Source organism: Solilutibacter silvestris, assembly GCF_002895945.1.
Classification (GTDB): Bacteria; Pseudomonadota; Gammaproteobacteria; order Xanthomonadales; family Xanthomonadaceae; genus Solilutibacter; species Solilutibacter silvestris.
Map to the genome: position 1 here is coordinate 994,299 of NZ_NPZB01000001.1, position 16,531 is coordinate 1,010,829.

At 65.4% G+C, this 16,531-nt stretch carries 15 protein-coding genes, 1 other RNA gene and 1 pseudogene; 15 read left to right on the forward strand and 2 right to left on the reverse strand.

All coding sequences use genetic code 11. The features are described 5' to 3' along the window. Window positions 1-31 precede the first annotated feature (31 nt). Genes ribH through thiL form a run of 3 tightly spaced genes read left to right on the forward strand, consistent with a single transcriptional unit; the run spans window position 32 to window position 1,910 of the window. Window positions 32-499 carry a 6,7-dimethyl-8-ribityllumazine synthase gene (ribH, locus tag Lysil_RS04510; protein WP_103074333.1) on the forward strand — a complete coding sequence of 156 codons (468 nt, stop codon included), beginning with the start codon at window positions 32-34 and terminating at the stop codon, window positions 497-499. Further along, the gene (nusB, locus tag Lysil_RS04515; protein ID WP_103074334.1) at window positions 496-966 is read left to right on the forward strand and encodes a transcription antitermination factor NusB; all 471 of its coding nucleotides are present in this window, start codon (window positions 496-498) and stop codon (window positions 964-966) included. Before ribH ends, nusB begins: the two co-directional genes overlap by 4 nt. Then, on the forward strand, window positions 963-1,910 hold the full coding sequence (thiL, locus tag Lysil_RS04520) for a thiamine-phosphate kinase (protein ID WP_103074335.1): 948 nt from the start codon (window positions 963-965) through the stop codon (window positions 1,908-1,910). Before nusB ends, thiL begins: the two co-directional genes overlap by 4 nt. A 158-nt stretch (window positions 1,911-2,068) precedes the next feature. Here thiL and Lysil_RS04525 read toward each other — a convergent pair whose 3' ends face one another. Beyond that, a complete protein-coding gene (locus tag Lysil_RS04525) occupies window positions 2,069-2,455 on the reverse strand; it encodes a YraN family protein (protein ID WP_240600090.1) in 387 nt (128 codons plus the stop codon). Beyond that, the gene (locus Lysil_RS04530) at window positions 2,442-3,596 is read right to left on the reverse strand and encodes a penicillin-binding protein activator (RefSeq protein WP_103074337.1); all 1,155 of its coding nucleotides are present in this window, start codon (window positions 3,594-3,596) and stop codon (window positions 2,442-2,444) included. The genes Lysil_RS04525 and Lysil_RS04530 overlap by 14 nt, the downstream gene beginning before the upstream one ends. Window positions 3,597-3,655: 59 nt before the next feature. Between Lysil_RS04530 and rsmI the strand changes: the two genes are divergently transcribed. The 12 genes and pseudogenes from rsmI (at window position 3,656) to murC (ending at window position 16,518) form a co-directional block, all read left to right on the forward strand. Continuing rightward, the gene (rsmI, locus tag Lysil_RS04535) at window positions 3,656-4,495 is read left to right on the forward strand and encodes a 16S rRNA (cytidine(1402)-2'-O)-methyltransferase (protein WP_103074338.1); all 840 of its coding nucleotides are present in this window, start codon (window positions 3,656-3,658) and stop codon (window positions 4,493-4,495) included. Window positions 4,496-4,501: 6 nt separating this feature from the next. Further along, an RNA gene (gene rnpB, locus Lysil_RS04540) (RNase P RNA component class A) lies at window positions 4,502-4,850 on the forward strand. 386 nt (window positions 4,851-5,236) lie between these two features. Continuing rightward, window positions 5,237-5,680, forward strand: coding sequence for a division/cell wall cluster transcriptional repressor MraZ (gene mraZ, locus Lysil_RS04545; RefSeq protein ID WP_103074339.1), 444 nt, complete (start codon window positions 5,237-5,239; stop codon window positions 5,678-5,680). Next, window positions 5,677-6,630 carry a 16S rRNA (cytosine(1402)-N(4))-methyltransferase RsmH gene (gene rsmH / locus Lysil_RS04550; protein ID WP_103074340.1) on the forward strand — a complete coding sequence of 318 codons (954 nt, stop codon included), beginning with the start codon at window positions 5,677-5,679 and terminating at the stop codon, window positions 6,628-6,630. Before mraZ ends, rsmH begins: the two co-directional genes overlap by 4 nt. Further along, window positions 6,627-6,893, forward strand: a complete 267-nt coding sequence (ftsL, locus tag Lysil_RS04555; protein WP_103074341.1) for a cell division protein FtsL — start codon at window positions 6,627-6,629, stop codon at window positions 6,891-6,893. Before rsmH ends, ftsL begins: the two co-directional genes overlap by 4 nt. Continuing rightward, window positions 6,890-8,710 carry a peptidoglycan D,D-transpeptidase FtsI family protein gene (locus Lysil_RS04560; RefSeq protein WP_103074342.1) on the forward strand — a complete coding sequence of 607 codons (1,821 nt, stop codon included), beginning with the start codon at window positions 6,890-6,892 and terminating at the stop codon, window positions 8,708-8,710. Before ftsL ends, Lysil_RS04560 begins: the two co-directional genes overlap by 4 nt. Next, window positions 8,707-10,185, forward strand: coding sequence for a UDP-N-acetylmuramoyl-L-alanyl-D-glutamate--2,6-diaminopimelate ligase (locus Lysil_RS04565; protein ID WP_103074343.1), 1,479 nt, complete (start codon window positions 8,707-8,709; stop codon window positions 10,183-10,185). Before Lysil_RS04560 ends, Lysil_RS04565 begins: the two co-directional genes overlap by 4 nt. After that, the gene (locus tag Lysil_RS04570; protein ID WP_103074344.1) at window positions 10,182-11,561 is read left to right on the forward strand and encodes a UDP-N-acetylmuramoyl-tripeptide--D-alanyl-D-alanine ligase; all 1,380 of its coding nucleotides are present in this window, start codon (window positions 10,182-10,184) and stop codon (window positions 11,559-11,561) included. The genes Lysil_RS04565 and Lysil_RS04570 overlap by 4 nt, the downstream gene beginning before the upstream one ends. Further along, window positions 11,551-12,639 (forward strand): phospho-N-acetylmuramoyl-pentapeptide-transferase, encoded by a 1,089-nt coding sequence (gene mraY, locus Lysil_RS04575; protein ID WP_103074345.1) that lies wholly within the window; start codon window positions 11,551-11,553, stop codon window positions 12,637-12,639. The genes Lysil_RS04570 and mraY overlap by 11 nt, the downstream gene beginning before the upstream one ends. Then, a complete protein-coding gene (gene ftsW, locus Lysil_RS04580) occupies window positions 12,639-14,003 on the forward strand; it encodes a putative lipid II flippase FtsW (RefSeq protein ID WP_103074346.1) in 1,365 nt (454 codons plus the stop codon). The genes mraY and ftsW overlap by 1 nt, the downstream gene beginning before the upstream one ends. After that, a pseudogene (gene murG, locus Lysil_RS04585) lies at window positions 14,000-15,061 on the forward strand (undecaprenyldiphospho-muramoylpentapeptide beta-N-acetylglucosaminyltransferase); the annotation flags it as partial. The gene ftsW and the pseudogene murG, both read left to right, overlap by 4 nt. Before the next feature lie 2 nt (window positions 15,062-15,063). Further along, entirely contained in the window at window positions 15,064-16,518 is a 1,455-nt protein-coding gene (murC, locus tag Lysil_RS04590) for a UDP-N-acetylmuramate--L-alanine ligase (RefSeq protein WP_103074348.1), read from the forward strand. The last annotated feature ends 13 nt before the right edge of the window (window positions 16,519-16,531 follow it).

The following is a 16,531-nucleotide window of genomic DNA, read 5'->3' on the forward strand; positions in this document are numbered from 1 at the left end:
AACTAGTACTTTCCCCGTATCCCGGATCTTCATGCCCAGTTTTGAAGGCGATCTCCGCGCCGCCGATGGCGCCCGCTTCGCCATCGTCGCCAGCCGCTGGAACTCGCGCATCACCGAGGCGCTGATCGAGGGCGCGCGTTCCGGTTTCAAGGCCAATGGCGTTGACGAGGCGCAGATCGACCTGGTGCGCGTGCCCGGTGCCTGGGAACTGCCGCTGACCTGCGCCGCGCTGGCCAAGGGCGGACGCCATGCCGGCATCGTCGCACTGGGTTGCGTGGTGCGTGGCGATACCCGCCATTACGAACACGTCGCCGATGGTTGCTCGCAGGGGCTGATGCAGGTGGCGCTGGAACATGGCGTGCCGGTGGCCAATGGCGTGCTCGCGGTGGAGCAAGTTGAAGACGCCGAGGCGCGTGCCGGTGGTTCGCACGGCAACAAGGGCGAGGAGACCGCATTCGTGGTCCTGGAAATGTCGAATTTGCTGGAGCGCCTGAAGTGAGCGGCGCCGGTCACCGTCGCCACGACGGCATCGATCCGGTCCTGCGCACGCGTGCGCGTCGTCGCGCCATGCAGGCGATCTATGCCTGGCAGATGTCGGGCGGGGAAACGCGCCAGGTGATCGCGCAATTCGCGCACGAACAGGCGCGCGAGCAGGCCGATCTCGTCTATTTCGAGGATCTGGTGAAGGGCGTGCTCGCCCATCGCCACGACAACGACGACGCCTTGCGCACGCTGCTGGATCGCGAGGTCGAGGAGGTCGATCCGGTCGAACGCGCGGTGTTGCGCATCGCGACCTACGAACTGCGCCAGCGCATCGACGTGCCGTATCGCGTGGTGATCAACGAGGCGATCGAAACCGCCAAGCGTTTCGGCGCCGAACATGGCCACACCTACATCAATGGCGTGCTCGATCGCGCGGCCGAAGCCTGGCGCGGCGTCGAGGTACAGGCGCCGCGCACGCGGTGAGCGGCGAGTTCGAGCTGATCTCCCGGATCGCGGCGCGCATATCGCCGCGGTCGGATGTGGTGCTCGGCATTGGCGATGATGGCGCGATCGTGCGCCCGCCTGTTGGCAGGGAATTGGTGATCGTCACCGACACGCTCAATCGTGGCGTGCATTTTCCCGAAGACACCTCGGCATTCGATGTCGGCTGGAAAGCGCTGGCGGTCAATCTCTCCGATCTCGCAGCGATGGGTGCAACGCCGGCGTGGTGCACGCTGGCGTTGTCGTTGCCCGCGCCGGACGACGTTTGGCTGGACGCGTGCATCGATGGTTTCCTCGCGCTTGCCGTGCAACACGACATCGCGCTGGTCGGTGGCGATACCACGCTTGGTCCGTTGTCGCTGACGGTGACCGCGTGCGGAACCGTTGCGGCAGGCACCGCGTTGCGTCGCGACGCCGCGAAAGTGGGCGATGACATCTGGATGAGCGGCACCCTCGGTGATGCCGCATTGGCCTTGCGCGAGGTGTTGCAGAACAAGCCGTGTGCGGATGAATTGCGATCCCGTCTTGATCGGCCATCACCTCGCTGCGAATTGGGGCGTGCGCTGGCCGGCATCGCGCATGCCTGCATCGATGTCTCCGATGGCGTGTTGCAGGATCTCGGCCATGTCTGCGTGGCGAGTGGCGTTGGCGCGGAAGTGCGGCTCGATGCGTTGCCGGCGTCGGAGGTGCTCGCGGTGCAAGTGGAAGGTGCGAAACGTTGGCGCCTGCAAACCGCTGGCGATGACTACGAGTTGTGCTTCAGTGCTGATCCGACGCAGCATTCGGTGATCGAAGCATTGTCGAATTCTTTGGATGTGGCGCTGACGCGCATTGGACGCGTAGTCTCAGGGCAGGGCGTGCGTGCCATCGATGCGGGTGGTGGTGAAGTGCAGTTGCCGTCATCCGGATATCAGCATTTCGGATAGAAGGCTGGCTGCTGGGCGATCAAGGCACGCGCTGGTTGGCGTGTGTGACCAGCTCCACGGCGTGTCGGCAATAGGGACACCCAAGCGGGCGCACGCCGGGCGCGAGAGAGCTGATCCCTCTCTGCTTCGGGATGATATTTCTCAGCTACCGCGCGCGCTCAAATCTCGTCAGCGCGGAACGCCGAACGGATCCACCGCAGGGCAGGAGATGCAGGATCTCCGTGCGCATCCACCACATCGAAACGGCAGCTGCGATCGCGATGTTCGGGATGGCGTTGCAGCCACGCTTCGGCCGCGCGTACCAAGCGTTGGCGTTTCTTCCAGTCGATCGAATCGGCGCCGTCGCCGAACGTGCCCGGGGTGCGATAGCGCACCTCGACGAACACCAGCATCTCGCCGTCGTGCATCACGCGGTCGAGCTCGCCAACGCGAAAGTTCGCGTTGCGCTCGATCGTTGTCAGGCCTTGCGACACCAGCAGCGCTTCCGCCGCAGTTTCAACCTGCTGGCCGACCAGTCGCCGCGAATTGCCGTCAGCGTTCCGCAAGCGGAACCGGCTGGCCCTGGCGGAACACCGACCAGCCCGGCACGCGCGCGATGTTTCCATCACGATCCACGTGCAAATCGCCGGTTGCGCCATGCACGCCACCTTCGCGACCGCTGTTGAGATGTTCCGGATAGGCCGTGATCAGCCACGCGTCGTAACCGAAGGCGAACAGTCGCGACGCTGCACCACGCGCGGTCGGCGACAAGGTGGCAAGACTGCTGGCGGCAGGCGCCAATGCGGTCTTGCGCACGTTCCACGCTTCGGTCGGGAAGACGATGCCGTCGAGCGCGCTGTCGTCGCCCTTGCCGATGCCGAGCAGGATCTGCGAACTGGCGAAACGGCGCGCATTCGCCGCTGGCGTTGCCGCGAGCTTCGGCGCCATCGCTGCGATCTGGTCGCCCTTGAGTGCGATGAACACGCCATCGATGCCACCCAGCGTTTGCGCGGCTTTCTGCACATCAGTCGCGAATCCGTCACCACCGGTGTAGACGATGGCCGCTGCGGCCTTGCCGCCGTGATCGTTGAAATAGCCCTGGAACGCCGAGGCTGCGCGCTTCTGCGTGGCATCGGCGCCAGCGATCACGATCGCCTTGCGAATACCCGACGACAACTGCACCTGGGCGATGGCTTCCGCCTCGTCTTCCGGCGACAGCGCGAAGCTCAGGCTGCCAGCCGGCGTCTTCGCGTCACTCTGGTTCAGCGCCAGCACCGGCACTTTCAGCGGACTCTTGGCGAACAGTTCCGAAACGCCTTCACGCGACAACGGTCCGACCACGTAATCGGCGCCATCGGCCAGCGCCTTGCCATAGGCGACGTTTGCGCCCGCGGACGAATCGTAGAAACGGATTTCCGGGCGGCGGCGACGCTCGTTGTAATAGCCGGCCATGAAGCCGTCGCGTACCGGCGCTGCGGCAACGGCGAGATTCCCGGACAGCGGCAACAGGACGCCGACCTTCAACGGTGGACGGTAGCCATCGGCATCGCCCGGCGGTCGCTGGCTGACATCGACATGCCCTTGCGTGGTTGCGGCTGCCGTCGCCACTGGCGCGGTGGGTGCCTTGGTGGTGCTGGTCGTTGCGCAGGCCGCGAGTGCGGCGGCCAGCGGCAGGATCATTCCAAACTTGGCGAATGCGGTGCGCATGCGGTCTTCCTGCGATGGGCCGGTGATAGTCTGGTTTCGATTCTACCGCGCCCGTCCTGATGAACACGCCCACGCCCGGAACACTGCATATCGTCGCCACGCCGATCGGCAACCTGGGCGATTTCACCGCGCGCGCGGTGGAGACCTTGAAGCGCGTCGCCGCCATCTGCGCCGAGGACACGCGCCATACCCGCCCGCTGCTGCAGCAGTTCGGCATCGCCACGCCGCTGCTGGCGCTGCATGATCACAATGAATCCAAGGCCAGTGCGGCATTGGTGCACCGGCTGCTGGCCGGCGATTCGCTGGCGCTGGTCTCCGATGCCGGCACGCCATTGGTCAGCGATCCCGGCTATCGGCTGGTGCGCATGGCGCGCGAGGCCGGCATCCGCGTCAGTCCGGTGCCCGGTGCATCGGCGCTGGTCGCCGCATTGAGCGTGGCCGGCTTGCCCAGCGACCGTTTCGTGTTCGAAGGCTTCCTGTCGGCCAAGGCTTCGGCGCGACGCGAACGCCTGCAAGGACTGGTGGCGGAACCGCGCACGCTGATCTTCTACGAATCCTCGCACCGCATCCGCGATTTCCTCGTCGATGCCCGCGACGCCTTCGGTGGCACGCGCAAGGCGGTGGTGGCGCGCGAACTCACCAAACTGTTCGAAACCGTGCTCGACGGCGATCTCGACGCCTTGCTGCAACAGGTCGAATCCGATGCCAACCAGCAGAAAGGCGAATTCGTGGTGCTGGTGGAGGGCGCGGCAGACGATGTCGATGCGAAGATCGCCGAAGGCCAGCGCCTGTACGCGAAATTGTGCGAATACCTGAAACCGTCGCAGGCGGCGAAGCTGGCCGCCGAACTCAGCGGCGCACCGCGCAAGGCGCTGTACGGTGGGGAAGCGGTAGAATGACAGCGCGGAGTCGGCCAGACAGTCGCGGCACCGTTCGCGGTGCCGAGGAAAGTCCGGGCTCCACAGGGCACGATGCCAGGTAACGCCTGGGCGGCGCGAGTCGACGGATAGCGCAACAGAAAGATACCGCCGAACGGCCTTCGGGCGCGTGGCAAGGGTGAAATGGTGTGGTAAGAGCGCACCGCGAGTCGGGCAACCGACCGGCACGGCAAACCCCATCGGGAGCAAGACCAAATAGGGAACCATCGGCGCGGCCCGCGTCGGTTCCGGGTAGGTTGCTTGAGCCGTCCAGCGATGGGCGGCCTAGAGGAATGACTGTCCACGACAGAACCCGGCTTATCGGCCGGCTCCGCACTTCTTTTCTTTCGATTGCCCGCATCGCGGGCACATTGATCGGCCTTGCCCTTCCCAAGCGGCCGGATCTGCGCTACCGACCACGTTTTGATGCGCCGCAACATGAATGGGTTGGCGCAGATTCTCTTCAGGTTGGCCACGCCACGTCCGGTGGTGGAGGCTGAACAATCTCAAAATTTGAGACGAAACAACTGCTTGTGGATAAATGTTGAACAATTCTCTGAAAGTCTTCGCAAGTCCTTGACCTGCTTGACGAATTTCCTCTTGAACGCTTGTTGACATCCCTGAAACCGACTCCTAAGGTGGGCATTCGTGGGATCACCGGGAAATTGGTGGTTCTTTGTGGAATGCAGGGCGACCCGGATCGGGTCGCTGCCCGAGGGCGACATGTTTCAAGGTGAGACCGCCATCACAGTGGACGACAAGGGCCGGGTTGCCATTCCCGCCGCCCATCGCGACGCCGTGTCGGCCTGCGGCAATCGCCTGGTCATCACCTACAACCCCTTCGAGCCCGGTTGCCTGTTCCTTTACCCACAGGACGTGTGGGAGAAGGTGCGCGACCAGGTCAACGCGCTGCCGGGATCGCTCAGCGCGCATCGCCGCCTGCAGCGCAACCTGGTCGGTTCGTCGGCGCCGGTCGAGCTCGACGCCAGCGGCCGCATTTCCATTCCCGCCAGTCATCGCAGTGCCGTCGGCATCGAAAAGAAGGCAGTCCTGCTGGGCATGGGCGACAAGTTCGAGTTGTGGAGCGAGCAGGCGCATCACGCGCAGATCCGCCAGTCAATCAGCGATGACGACCTGAGCACGCAGATGCTCGAGTTGAAGTTGTGACGGGCGGCGCGACGGCGGCGCCCGCCTCGCAGTCCCACATTCCGGTTCTGTTTTCGCAAGTGATGGAAGCGCTACAGGTGAAAGGGGATGGAACCTTTTTCGATGGCACGTTCGGTCGTGGTGGCCACGCCCGCGGCGTGCTCGACAAGCTTGGCGCCGGAGGACGGCTGCTGGTGATGGACAAGGATCCCGAAGCGATCGCGGAGGCCACTCGGCTGGCCGATGGCGATGCGCGGGTGTCGATCCACCAGGGTTCGTTCGCCGAATTGGCGCAGTGGGATGCAACGGCCGATGGTCTTGACGGCGTGCTGCTCGATCTCGGGGTGTCGTCGCCGCAACTGGACATCGCCGAACGCGGTTTCAGCTTCGGCAAGGATGGTCCGCTCGACATGCGCATGGACACCAGCAGTGGCGAGAGTGCCGCGCAGTGGCTGGCGCGTGCCGACGAGCGCGAGATCGCCGATGTGCTGTGGACCTTCGGCGAGGAACGCATGTCGCGCCGCATCGCCCGCGCGATCGTCGAGCGTCGCGCAACCGCGCCGCTGACCCGTACCGCCGAACTGGCCGAACTGGTGGCGCGCGTGGTGCCACGGGGAAAAGACACCAGCCATCCGGCCACGCGCACCTTCCAGGCCATCCGCATCCACATCAACAATGAGTTGGCCGATGTCGAAGCCGGACTCGCCGCCGCGCATGATCGCCTGAAGCCGGGCGGTCGCTTGGCGGTAATCAGCTTCCATTCGCTGGAAGACCGCATCGTCAAGCAGTTCATCGCGCGCCACGCCAAGGCGCCGCCGGCCAATCGCCGCTTGCCGCAGCTCGAAACGTTCACGCCGACCCTGCGCGCGCTGGGATCGGCCATCCGCGCCGACAGCAATGAACTCGGCGCCAATCCGCGTTCGCGCAGCGCGGTGTTGCGCGTCGCCGAGAAGCTGGAGGCCCGCGCATGAGTGGCTGGGCGCTGTTCGGATTGCTGTTGATCGCCAACGTCGCGAGCGGGATTGCCGTCTCCTACGATCGTTTCGAGCATCGCCAGCTGTTCTCGAAACTCAGCAAGCTGGAAAAGGCGCGTGACGAACTCGACCTGCAGTTCAGCCAGTTGCAGCTGGAACAGGCGACCTGGGCCGAGCCGACATTGATCGATCGTGCCGCGCGCGAACACCTGCACATGGACAACCCGCGGCCGGAAGACACCGTGGTGGTGCGCCAATGAGCCTGCGCGACATCATCCACAACCTGATCGATCGCGAGCGTCGCACCCGCATCGGGCGTTCCCGCTACGACATCCGCGGTCGCGTGCTGATGGTCTGCGGTGGTCTCGGGCTGTGCAGCGTGGCGCTGATCGCGTTCGCGGTCGATCGCCAGCTGGTACACGCCGATTTCTACCAGAAGCAGGGCAACGTGCGTTTCCAGCGCGATGTCGAGATCCCGACCACGCGCGGCATGGTCACCGATCGCAACGGCGAACCGCTGGCGGTATCGACGCCGGTGATGTCGCTGTGGGCGAATCCGCAGGAACTGGCTGGCGACGAAGAACAGATCGCGCGTCTGGCCCAGGCGCTGGGCATGCCCGTCGACGAACTGCAGCGCAGCCTGTCGCAGAAGGCCGACAAGGAATTCCTGTGGTTGCGCCGGCGCATGAACCCGACGCTGGTGCAGCGCGTGCTGGATCAGAAGATCCCGGGCGTGTACGGCGTGCGCGAGTTCAAGCGCTTCTACCCGCAGGGCGACGCGGTGGCGCATGTGCTCGGCTTCACCAACGTCGACGATCACGGCCAGGAAGGCGTCGAACTGGCGTTCGACGAATGGTTGCGCGGCAAGCCGGGCGAGAAGCGCATCCTGCGCAATCGCCAGGGCGAAACGGTCGAGAACGTCGATCTGCTCAAGCCGGCGCAGCCGGGCAAGGATCTCGCGCTCAGCATCGATCGCCGCATCCAGTACCTCGCCTACCGCGAATTGCAGAAGGCGGTGACCAGCGCCGGCGCCAGCAGCGGTTCCGCAGTGGTGATGGACATCCATACCGGCGAAGTGCTGGCGATGGCCAACGTGCCGTCGTACAACCCCAACAACATCAACGGCACCAATCGCGATACCCATCGCAACCGTGCCGTCACCGATCTGCTCGAGCCCGGTTCGACGATGAAGCCGCTGACCGTGGCCGCGGCGCTGGAAGCGCACGTCATCACCCCGAACACGCTGTTCAACACCAACCCGGGTCGGATTCCCAACGGCAATTACTGGACCTCCGACACCCACAACCATGGTGTGCTCGACACGACCGGGGTGATCACCAAGAGTTCCAACGTCGGCGCGGCGTTGATCGCGCGTCGCCTCAGCAACGAGCAGTTCTACGATTTCGTCCGTCGCTTCGGCTACGGCCAGAGCACCCACAGCGGATTCCCGGGTGAAGCGGCCGGGTTGTTCCCGCCACCGCCGCGCTGGTATGGCACCACCAAGCAGTCGATGTCCTACGGTTACAGCCTGTCGGTCACGCCGTTGCAGATCGCGCATACCTATGCGACGCTGGCCAACGGTGGCGTCGCTACCGTGCCGTCGTTCGTGAAGGGCGGCAGCGGCGAGAGCAAGCAGGTGATCACGCCGGAACTCGCGCACACCATCATGAAGATGATGCAGACGGTGACCGAGCCCGGTGGCACCGCGACGCTCGCGGCGATCCTCGGTTATCACGTCGCCGGCAAGACCGGCACCGCGCGCATCGCCAGCAATGGCGGTTACGCGCAGAAATACCTGGCGTTCTTCGCCGGCGTGGTGCCGGTGGACAACCCGCGCTTCGCGATGGTGGTGGTGGTCAACAACCCCGACACCGCGAAGGGCTATTACGGTGGCACCTGGGCGGCACCAGTTTTTCGCAACGTGATGGAAGGCGCGCTGCGCCTGCAGGACGTGCCGCCGGACGACATCAATACCTGGCTCGCGGCGCAGGCATCGGGGCGCACCAAGACGGCGAAGGCTGCACCTGCGGGCGATCCCGAGCCGACACCGGAAGAAGTGCGGGAGTCGATGCAATGAAGCACCGCCTCGCCACGTTGCTGCCCGATATCGCCGGCATTCCTGCCGATCTCGAAGTGACCGGGTTCGCCTCGGACAGTCGCGCCGTGCGTCCAGGACAGGCCTTCATCGCCATCCTGCCGACCAGCAACGACGTCAGCCGCCACGGCCTGCGCCATGTCGATGAAGCATTGGCGCGCGGCGCGGTGGCGGTGCTCTACGATCCGCCAGCGCCGGACGATGTGACCGTTCCAGCGAATGCGATCGCGGTGCCGAACCTGCGTGCGCGCATGGGCGATCTCGCCAATGCGATCCACGGCGACATCACTGCCGCGATGGACGTGGTTGGCGTCACCGGCACCAGCGGCAAGACCTCGACCACGCAACTGATTGCGCAGGCGTGGAGCCTGCTCGGCGTGACCTGCGGCACCATCGGTACGCTTGGGGCGGGCCTGTACGGCCAGGAACAAGCGACCGGCTTCACCACGCCATTGGTGCTGGAAACGCACGAACTGTTCGTGGAATTGCGCGCCGCCGGTGCCACCGCGGTGGTGATGGAAGTCAGCTCGCATGCGCTGGAGCAAGGTCGCGTCGATGGTGTGCGCTTCGACATCGGCGTGTTCACCAATCTCACCCGCGATCACCTCGACTACCACGGCGACATGGCCAGCTACGGCGCGGCCAAGGCGCGGCTGTTCCAGCGTCCGGAATTGAACGTTGGCGTGATCAATATCGATGACGCCTTCGGGCGCGCACTGGCGGCGAAACTGCCGGCGCACGTCCGCGCGATCAGCACCTCCGCGCATGGCGATGCGACTGCCGACATCGCCGCCGAAGCACTCGCGCTCGATGCGCGCGGCATCGCCTTCGAACTGCGCGTCGGCGATCGTCGCCAGCGCATCCAGTCGCCGCTGCTCGGCCGTTTCAATGCCGACAACCTGCTGGCAGTGGCCGGCGTGCTGCATGCGCAGGGCCGCGATTTCGACACCATTGCCATATTGTTGCCGCAGCTGCGGCCGGTTGCAGGTCGCATGAATCGCCTCGGTGGCGATGGTCGCCTGCCGTTGGTGGTGGTCGACTATTCGCACAAGCCAGATCCGCTGCAACAGGCGCTGGAATCGCTGCATGCGCATCTGAAAGGCCGCATGGTCTGTGTGTTTGGTTGTGGTGGCGAGCGCGACCGCGGCAAGCGTCCGCAGATGGCACGCATCGCCGAAGACGGCGCCGGACTGGTCATCGTCACCGACGACAATCCGCGCAACGAGGATGGCGACACCATCGTCCACGACATCGTTGCCGGCTTCCTGCATCCGCAACAGGTGGTCGTCGAACGCGACCGTCGTCGCGCCATCGATCTCGCCATCGGCCAGTCCGGTGCCGACGACATCGTGCTGATCGCCGGCAAGGGCCACGAGAGCTACCAGGAAGTGCAGGGGATCAAGCATCCTTTCGACGATCTGGCCGTCGCGCGCGCCGCGCTGGAGGCCCACCCATGAGGGCCCAGACGGTGAACGAGATCGCGCGCATGTGCGGTGGTCGCGTGGTTGGCACTGGCGATGCGCGCATCGATGCTGTTTCCACCGACAGCCGCGCGCTGCCCGATGCACAAGGTCGCGCCGTGCTGTTCGTGGCACTGAAAGGCCCGAGTTTCGATGGCCACGATCATGTGGTGAATGCAGCGGCCAAGGGCGCAGTCGCGGCGCTGGTGTCGCGCGAAGCTGCCGATGTCGCGATCGTGCAGATCGTTGTCGCCGACACGCAATTGGCGCTGGCCGCATGGGCCGGTGAAGTGCAGCGCCCGCGCACGACCAAAGTCGCGGCGATCACCGGCAGCAACGGCAAGACCAGCGTCAAGTCGTTGCTGACCAGCATCCTGCAAGTGCATGGTGCGGTGTATTCCACGCCCGGCAATCGCAACAACGAAATCGGCCTGCCGCTGGCGGTTCTCGATGCGCCCGACGACGTGCCGTTCGCGGTGTACGAGATGGGTGCAGGCCAACCGGGCGACATCGCCTATCTGACACGCATCGTCCGTCCCGACGTGGCGGTGGTGAACAACATCGCGCCGGCACACCTGGAGCGCATGGGCAGCCTGCTCGGCGTCGCCGACACCAAGGCGGCGATCTACGACGCATTGCCCGGCGATGGCGTCGCGGTGATCAATGCCGACGATGCCTTTGCACCGTATTTCGCGCAGCGCGCGCATGGTCGCCGCCTGATCCGCTTCGGCCTCGATGCCAGCGCCGATGTCGTCGCGCGCGACATCCGCGGTGATGCCGATGGCTCGCAGTTCCATCTGGTGACGCCGTTGGGTGCAGCCGAAGTGCGACTGGCATTGCCCGGCCGCCACAACATCGCCAACGCTCTCGCGGCGACGGCGCTGGCGCTAGGTCTCGGCGTTGCGTTCGACACCATCGTGCGCGGGTTGACTGCAGCCACTTCCGTTGGCGGGCGACTGGTGACGCAAAAGTTGGCGAACGGCGCGGTGCTGGTCGATGACAGCTACAACGCCAACCCCGGTTCCACCGCGGCAGCGATCCAGACACTCGCGGCATCGCCCGAACAGGAACGCTGGCTGGTACTCGGCGACATGCGCGAACTCGGGCCGGATGCCATTGCCCTGCACGCCGAGGCGGGCCGCCAGGCGAAAGCCGCCGGCCTGCAGCGTCTGTACGTGCTGGGCGCGTTGAGTGCGGAAGCCGCCGCTGCGTTTGGCGATGGCGCGCAAGTGTTCGACAGCCACGACGCCTTGGTCGCCGCGCTCGCGCGCGAGTTGCATGGCGGCGTGCGCGTGCTGGTGAAGGGTTCGCGTGGCAGCGCGATGGATCGGGTGGTGCGTGCTTTGACGACGGGGGAGCGCCATGCTGCTTGAACTGTTCCGCTGGCTCGGGCAGCTGCAGATCCACTTCGGCCTGTTCAACTACCTCACTTTCCGCGCCATCCTGGCGGCGCTGACTTCGCTCGGCCTGTCGCTGTGGTGGGGCCCGAAGGTGATCCGCCATCTTGCGTCGCTCAAGAGTGGCGGCCAGCCGATCCGCACCGATGGTCCGCAATCGCATTTCTCCAAGGCCGGCACGCCAACCATGGGTGGCGTGCTGATCCTGATGACGATTCTCGCCACGGTGCTGCTGCTGGGCGACCTGCGCAACAAGTACGTGTGGATCGTGCTGTTCGCGATGGTGGCCTACGGCGCCATCGGTTGGTGGGACGACTGGATCAAGATCGTCAAGCGCGATCCCAACGGCATGAAGTCGCGCTGGAAGTACCTGCTGCAATCGATCTTCGGTCTCGGCATCGGCATCTACCTGTGGAACTTCGCCGCGGTGCCGGCCGCGACCACCTTCTACGTGCCGCTGTTCAAGTCGGTAGCGTTGCCGCTGGCCGGGATCGGCTTCATCACCATCGTCTATCTGTGGGTGGTCGGCTTCTCGAATGCCGTCAACCTCACCGATGGTCTTGATGGTCTCGCGATCATGCCGTCGGTGATGGTGGCCTGCGGCCTCGGTGCATTCGCGTATTTGTCGGGCAACGCCGAATTCTCCAAATACCTGCAGATTCCGGCGGTGCCGGGCGCGGGCGAGTTGCTGATCATCTGTTCGGCGATCGCTGGCGCCGGCCTCGGCTTCCTGTGGTTCAACACCTATCCGGCGATGGTGTTCATGGGCGACATCGGCGCGCTCGCGCTCGGTGCGGTGCTCGGCACGATCGCAGTCATCGTCCGCCAGGAACTGGTGCTGGTGATCATGGGCGGCATCTTCGTCATCGAGACGCTGTCGGTGATGATCCAGGTGGCGTCGTTCAAGCTCACCGGCAAGCGAGTGTTCCGGATGGCGCCGATCCATCACCACTTCGAACTGAAGGGTTGGCCGGAGCCGCGCGTGATCGTGCGTTTCTGGATCATCACGGTCGTGCTGGTGCTGGTCGGCCTCGCAACGTTGAAGGTGCGCTGATGGCGACGATCGCATCCCGCGTCCAGCAAGCCACCCGCGCCGATGCCATCACTGGCCGTTATGACGCGTGGTTGCTGATCGCGGGTCTCGCGATGCTGGCGTTCGGCACCGTGATGGTGGCGTCCGCCTCGTTCCCGGAAGCGGTGAGCAATGGCAAATCGCCGTTCTATTTCCTCGAGCGCCATCTGTTGTTCCTCGCTGCCGGGATATTCCTGGCGTGGACGTTGATGCGCACCGAGCTGAAGGACGTCGAGTCGTACAGCAAGTTGTTGCCGCTGGTGTGCATCGCGCTGCTGCTGGTGGTCGCGGTGCCCGGCCTCGGCGTGACGGTGAAGGGCGCGCGGCGCTGGATCAACCTCGGCGTCACCCGCTTCCAGCCGGTGGAAGTGGTGAAGTTGTTGATGATCGTGTGGCTGGCCAGCTATCTCGTGCGTTTTCGCGATGAAGTGAACGGCACCTGGAAGGCGATGCTCAAGGCGATCCTGGTCGCCTGCGCGATGGGCGCGATCCTGTTGGTGGTGCAGAAGGATTTCGGCTCGACCGCGCTGTTGTTCATGATCACCGCGATGATGCTGGTGCTCGGTGGCGTGCACATGCCGCGCATGCTGATCCCGGCGATCCTGGCGATGCCGGCGCTGGCGCTGATGATTTTGATGGAGCCATACCGCATGAAGCGGCTGGTCTCCTATCTCAATCCGTGGGAAGACCCGCTGGGCTCCGGCTACCAGCTGACCAACGCGTTGATGGCGATCGGGCGCGGCGAATTCTGGGGCGTTGGCCTCGGTGGTTCCGTGCAGAAACTGTCCTACCTGCCGGAAGCGCATACCGACTTCATCATGGCGGTGATTTCCGAGGAACTCGGCTTCGTCGGCGTGTGCGCGGTGATCGCCATGTACATGCTGATCGTCGGTCGCGCCTTCGTGATTGGGCTGAGGTGTGTCGACATGCGGCGCTTCTTCGCCGGCTTCTGCGCCTTCGGCATCGGCACCTGGATCGCGTTGCAGGCCTTCATTTCCATCGGTGTGAACCTTGGCCTGCTGCCGACCAAGGGACTCACGCTGCCGTTCATTTCCTATGGCGGATCGAGCCTGCTGGCCACCTGCGCTGCGCTCGGCTTGCTGCTGCGCGTGTCCTACGAACTCACGCGCGCCGAACGGCAAGTCGCGGTGCGTCGTGGCGAAACGGCGACGGCTTCGCAGGCGCCGGAAGCGGTCATCCCGGAGCGCACCATGCGCACCGCAGCAGATGATGCGCGCACAGCAGTGGCACACAGCCTCGGCAAGTTGCTGCGTCGCGAGCGTCCGTCCGCCACTCCGCAACGTCGTCGCGTCGAACCGGTGTTGGACAAGGTGGAACGCGAATGAGCGGCCACGGACCCGTGATCATCCTCGCCGGCGGCACCGGTGGCCACATCTTTCCCGGACTCGCCGTGGCCAAGGTGTTGCGCGATGCCGGCATCGATGTGCGCTGGCTGGGCGCCGATGGCGCGATGGAAACGCGTCTGGTGCCGCAGTACGGCATCCCGATGGACACCATCGCGGTCAAGGGTGTGCGCGGCAAGGGTGCTGCAGCCTTGCTCGGATTGCCATTGCGGTTGCTGCGTGCGGTCGCCGCCGCGCGCACGGTATTGCGCCGGCATGCGCCGCGCGCGGTGATCAGCTTCGGCGGTTACGCCGCAGGCCCGGGCGGACTGGCCGCACGCCAGCTCGGCATTCCGTTGATCGTGCACGAACAGAACCGCGCCGCCGGCATGACCAATCGCGTGCTGTCGAAACTCGCGCGTGAAGTGTTGACGGGATTCCCCGATACGTTCGCCAAGGAAACCGTGGTCGGCAATCCGGTGCGCGACGTGATCACGCGGGTACCGGCGCCGGAACAACGCATCGACCGTCGTTGCGATCGCGTGCGCCTGCTGGTGCTCGGTGGCAGCCAGGGCGCGCGCGCATTGAACGATGCGGTGCCGAAGGCGCTGGCGCAGATCGGCCACAAGTTCGCCGTGCGCCATCAATGTGGCGAGAAGCAGGTCGCCGACGCCGAGGCCGCGTATGCGCAGGCCGGTGTCGAGGCGACGGTCGAAGCCTTCATCTCCGACATGGCAGCCGCGTATGCGTGGGCCGATGTCGTGGTCTGCCGCGCCGGCGCGCTGACTTTGGCCGAAGTGTGTGCGGTCGGCGTCGCCAGCGTGCTGGTGCCGTTCCCGCAGGCGGTCGACGATCACCAGACCCGCAACGCGCAATACCTCGTCGATCACGATGCCGCAATCCTGCTGCACCAGGACACGCAGCTGGCCGACAACCTCACTGGCGTGCTGCGCGATCTCGCCGCCAATCCGTCGCGCCGCCTGGCGATGGCGCGCGCGGCGCGTGCGCTTGCCCGTCCCGATGCCGCGCAGCGCGTTGCCGATGCTGTCATGAAGGTGGCCGCATGATCTCCACCATCCACGAGCGCCGGTTGCAGAACGCGGGCGATCTCGCCCAGCAGTTCCGTCGCGTGCATTTCGTCGGCATCGGTGGCGTCGGCATGAGCGGCATTGCCGAAGTGCTGTGCACGCTCGGCTACCAGGTCTCCGGCTCCGACAACGCCGACAACGCCTCGACGCGTCGCCTCGCGCAACTCGGCGCGGCGATCCATCGCGGCCACACCGCGTCGAACGTGCTTGGCGCCGATTGCGTGGTGGTGTCGTCGGCGATCAAGGCCGACAACCCCGAATTGATGGAAGCGCGCGCGCAACGCATCCCGGTGGTGCCGCGCGCGGAAATGCTCGCCGAACTGATGCGCTTCCGCCGCGGCATCGCCATCGCCGGCACGCATGGCAAGACCACGACGACTTCGCTCGCGGCCAGCGTGCTCGCCGAAGGCGGTCTCGATCCGACCTTCGTGATCGGCGGACAGCTGCTTGCCGCCGGCGCCAATGCCAAGCTCGGCGATGGTTCGTGGCTGGTCGCCGAAGCGGACGAAAGCGATGGCAGCTTCCTGCGCCTCAACCCGCTGATCGCCGTCATCACCAATATTGATGCCGATCATCTCGAAAACTATGGTGGCGACTTCGCCAACGTGCGGCGCGCCTTCTCGGAATTCCTCCATCGCCTGCCGTTCTACGGACTCGCGGTGCTGTGCATCGACGACGACGATGTCGCCGCGCTCGCTGCGGATACGCCGCGCCATGTGCTGACCTACGGCTTCCACGCAGAAGCCGACGTGCGTGCCGCGAATGTCACCCAGCAGGGCGCACGGATGCACTACGAACTATGCCTGCCCGATGGCACCAGTACGCCGGTGACGCTGGCATTGCCTGGTCGCCACAACGTGCAGAACTCGCTGGCCGCCGCCGCCATCGGCTGGCAGCTGGGTGTCGATGCGAAGGCGATCGCGCGTGCGCTGGAAGGCTTCGCTGGCATCGGTCGCCGCTTCAACCAACTCGCCGAACTTGCACTGCCGCAAGGTGGCAAGGTCATCGTGGTTGACGACTACGGCCACCATCCGCGCGAACTGGCGGCGGTGTTCGAAGCCGCGCGTGGCGGCTGGCCGGATCGTCGCCTCGTCGTCGCGTTCCAGCCGCATCGCTACAGCCGCACCCGCGATCTCTTCGATGATTTCGCCAACGTGTTGGCGACCACCGACACGCTGCTGCTCACCGAGGTCTATCCGGCTGGTGAAGCGCCCATTGCCGGCGCTGATGGCAAGTCGCTGGCCCGTGCGATCCGCACCCGCGGCCGCGTCGATCCGGTGGTGGTGAACAGTGCCGCCGAACTCTCGGACGTGCTCGCCAACGTGCTGCAGGACGGCGACTTGTTGCTGATGATGGGCGCGGGCGACATCGGCGCTGCCGCGCAGAAGCTGGCCCGCGAAGGACTCGCGGCGCAGGAAGGTGCGGCATGAGCGCGGTGAATGA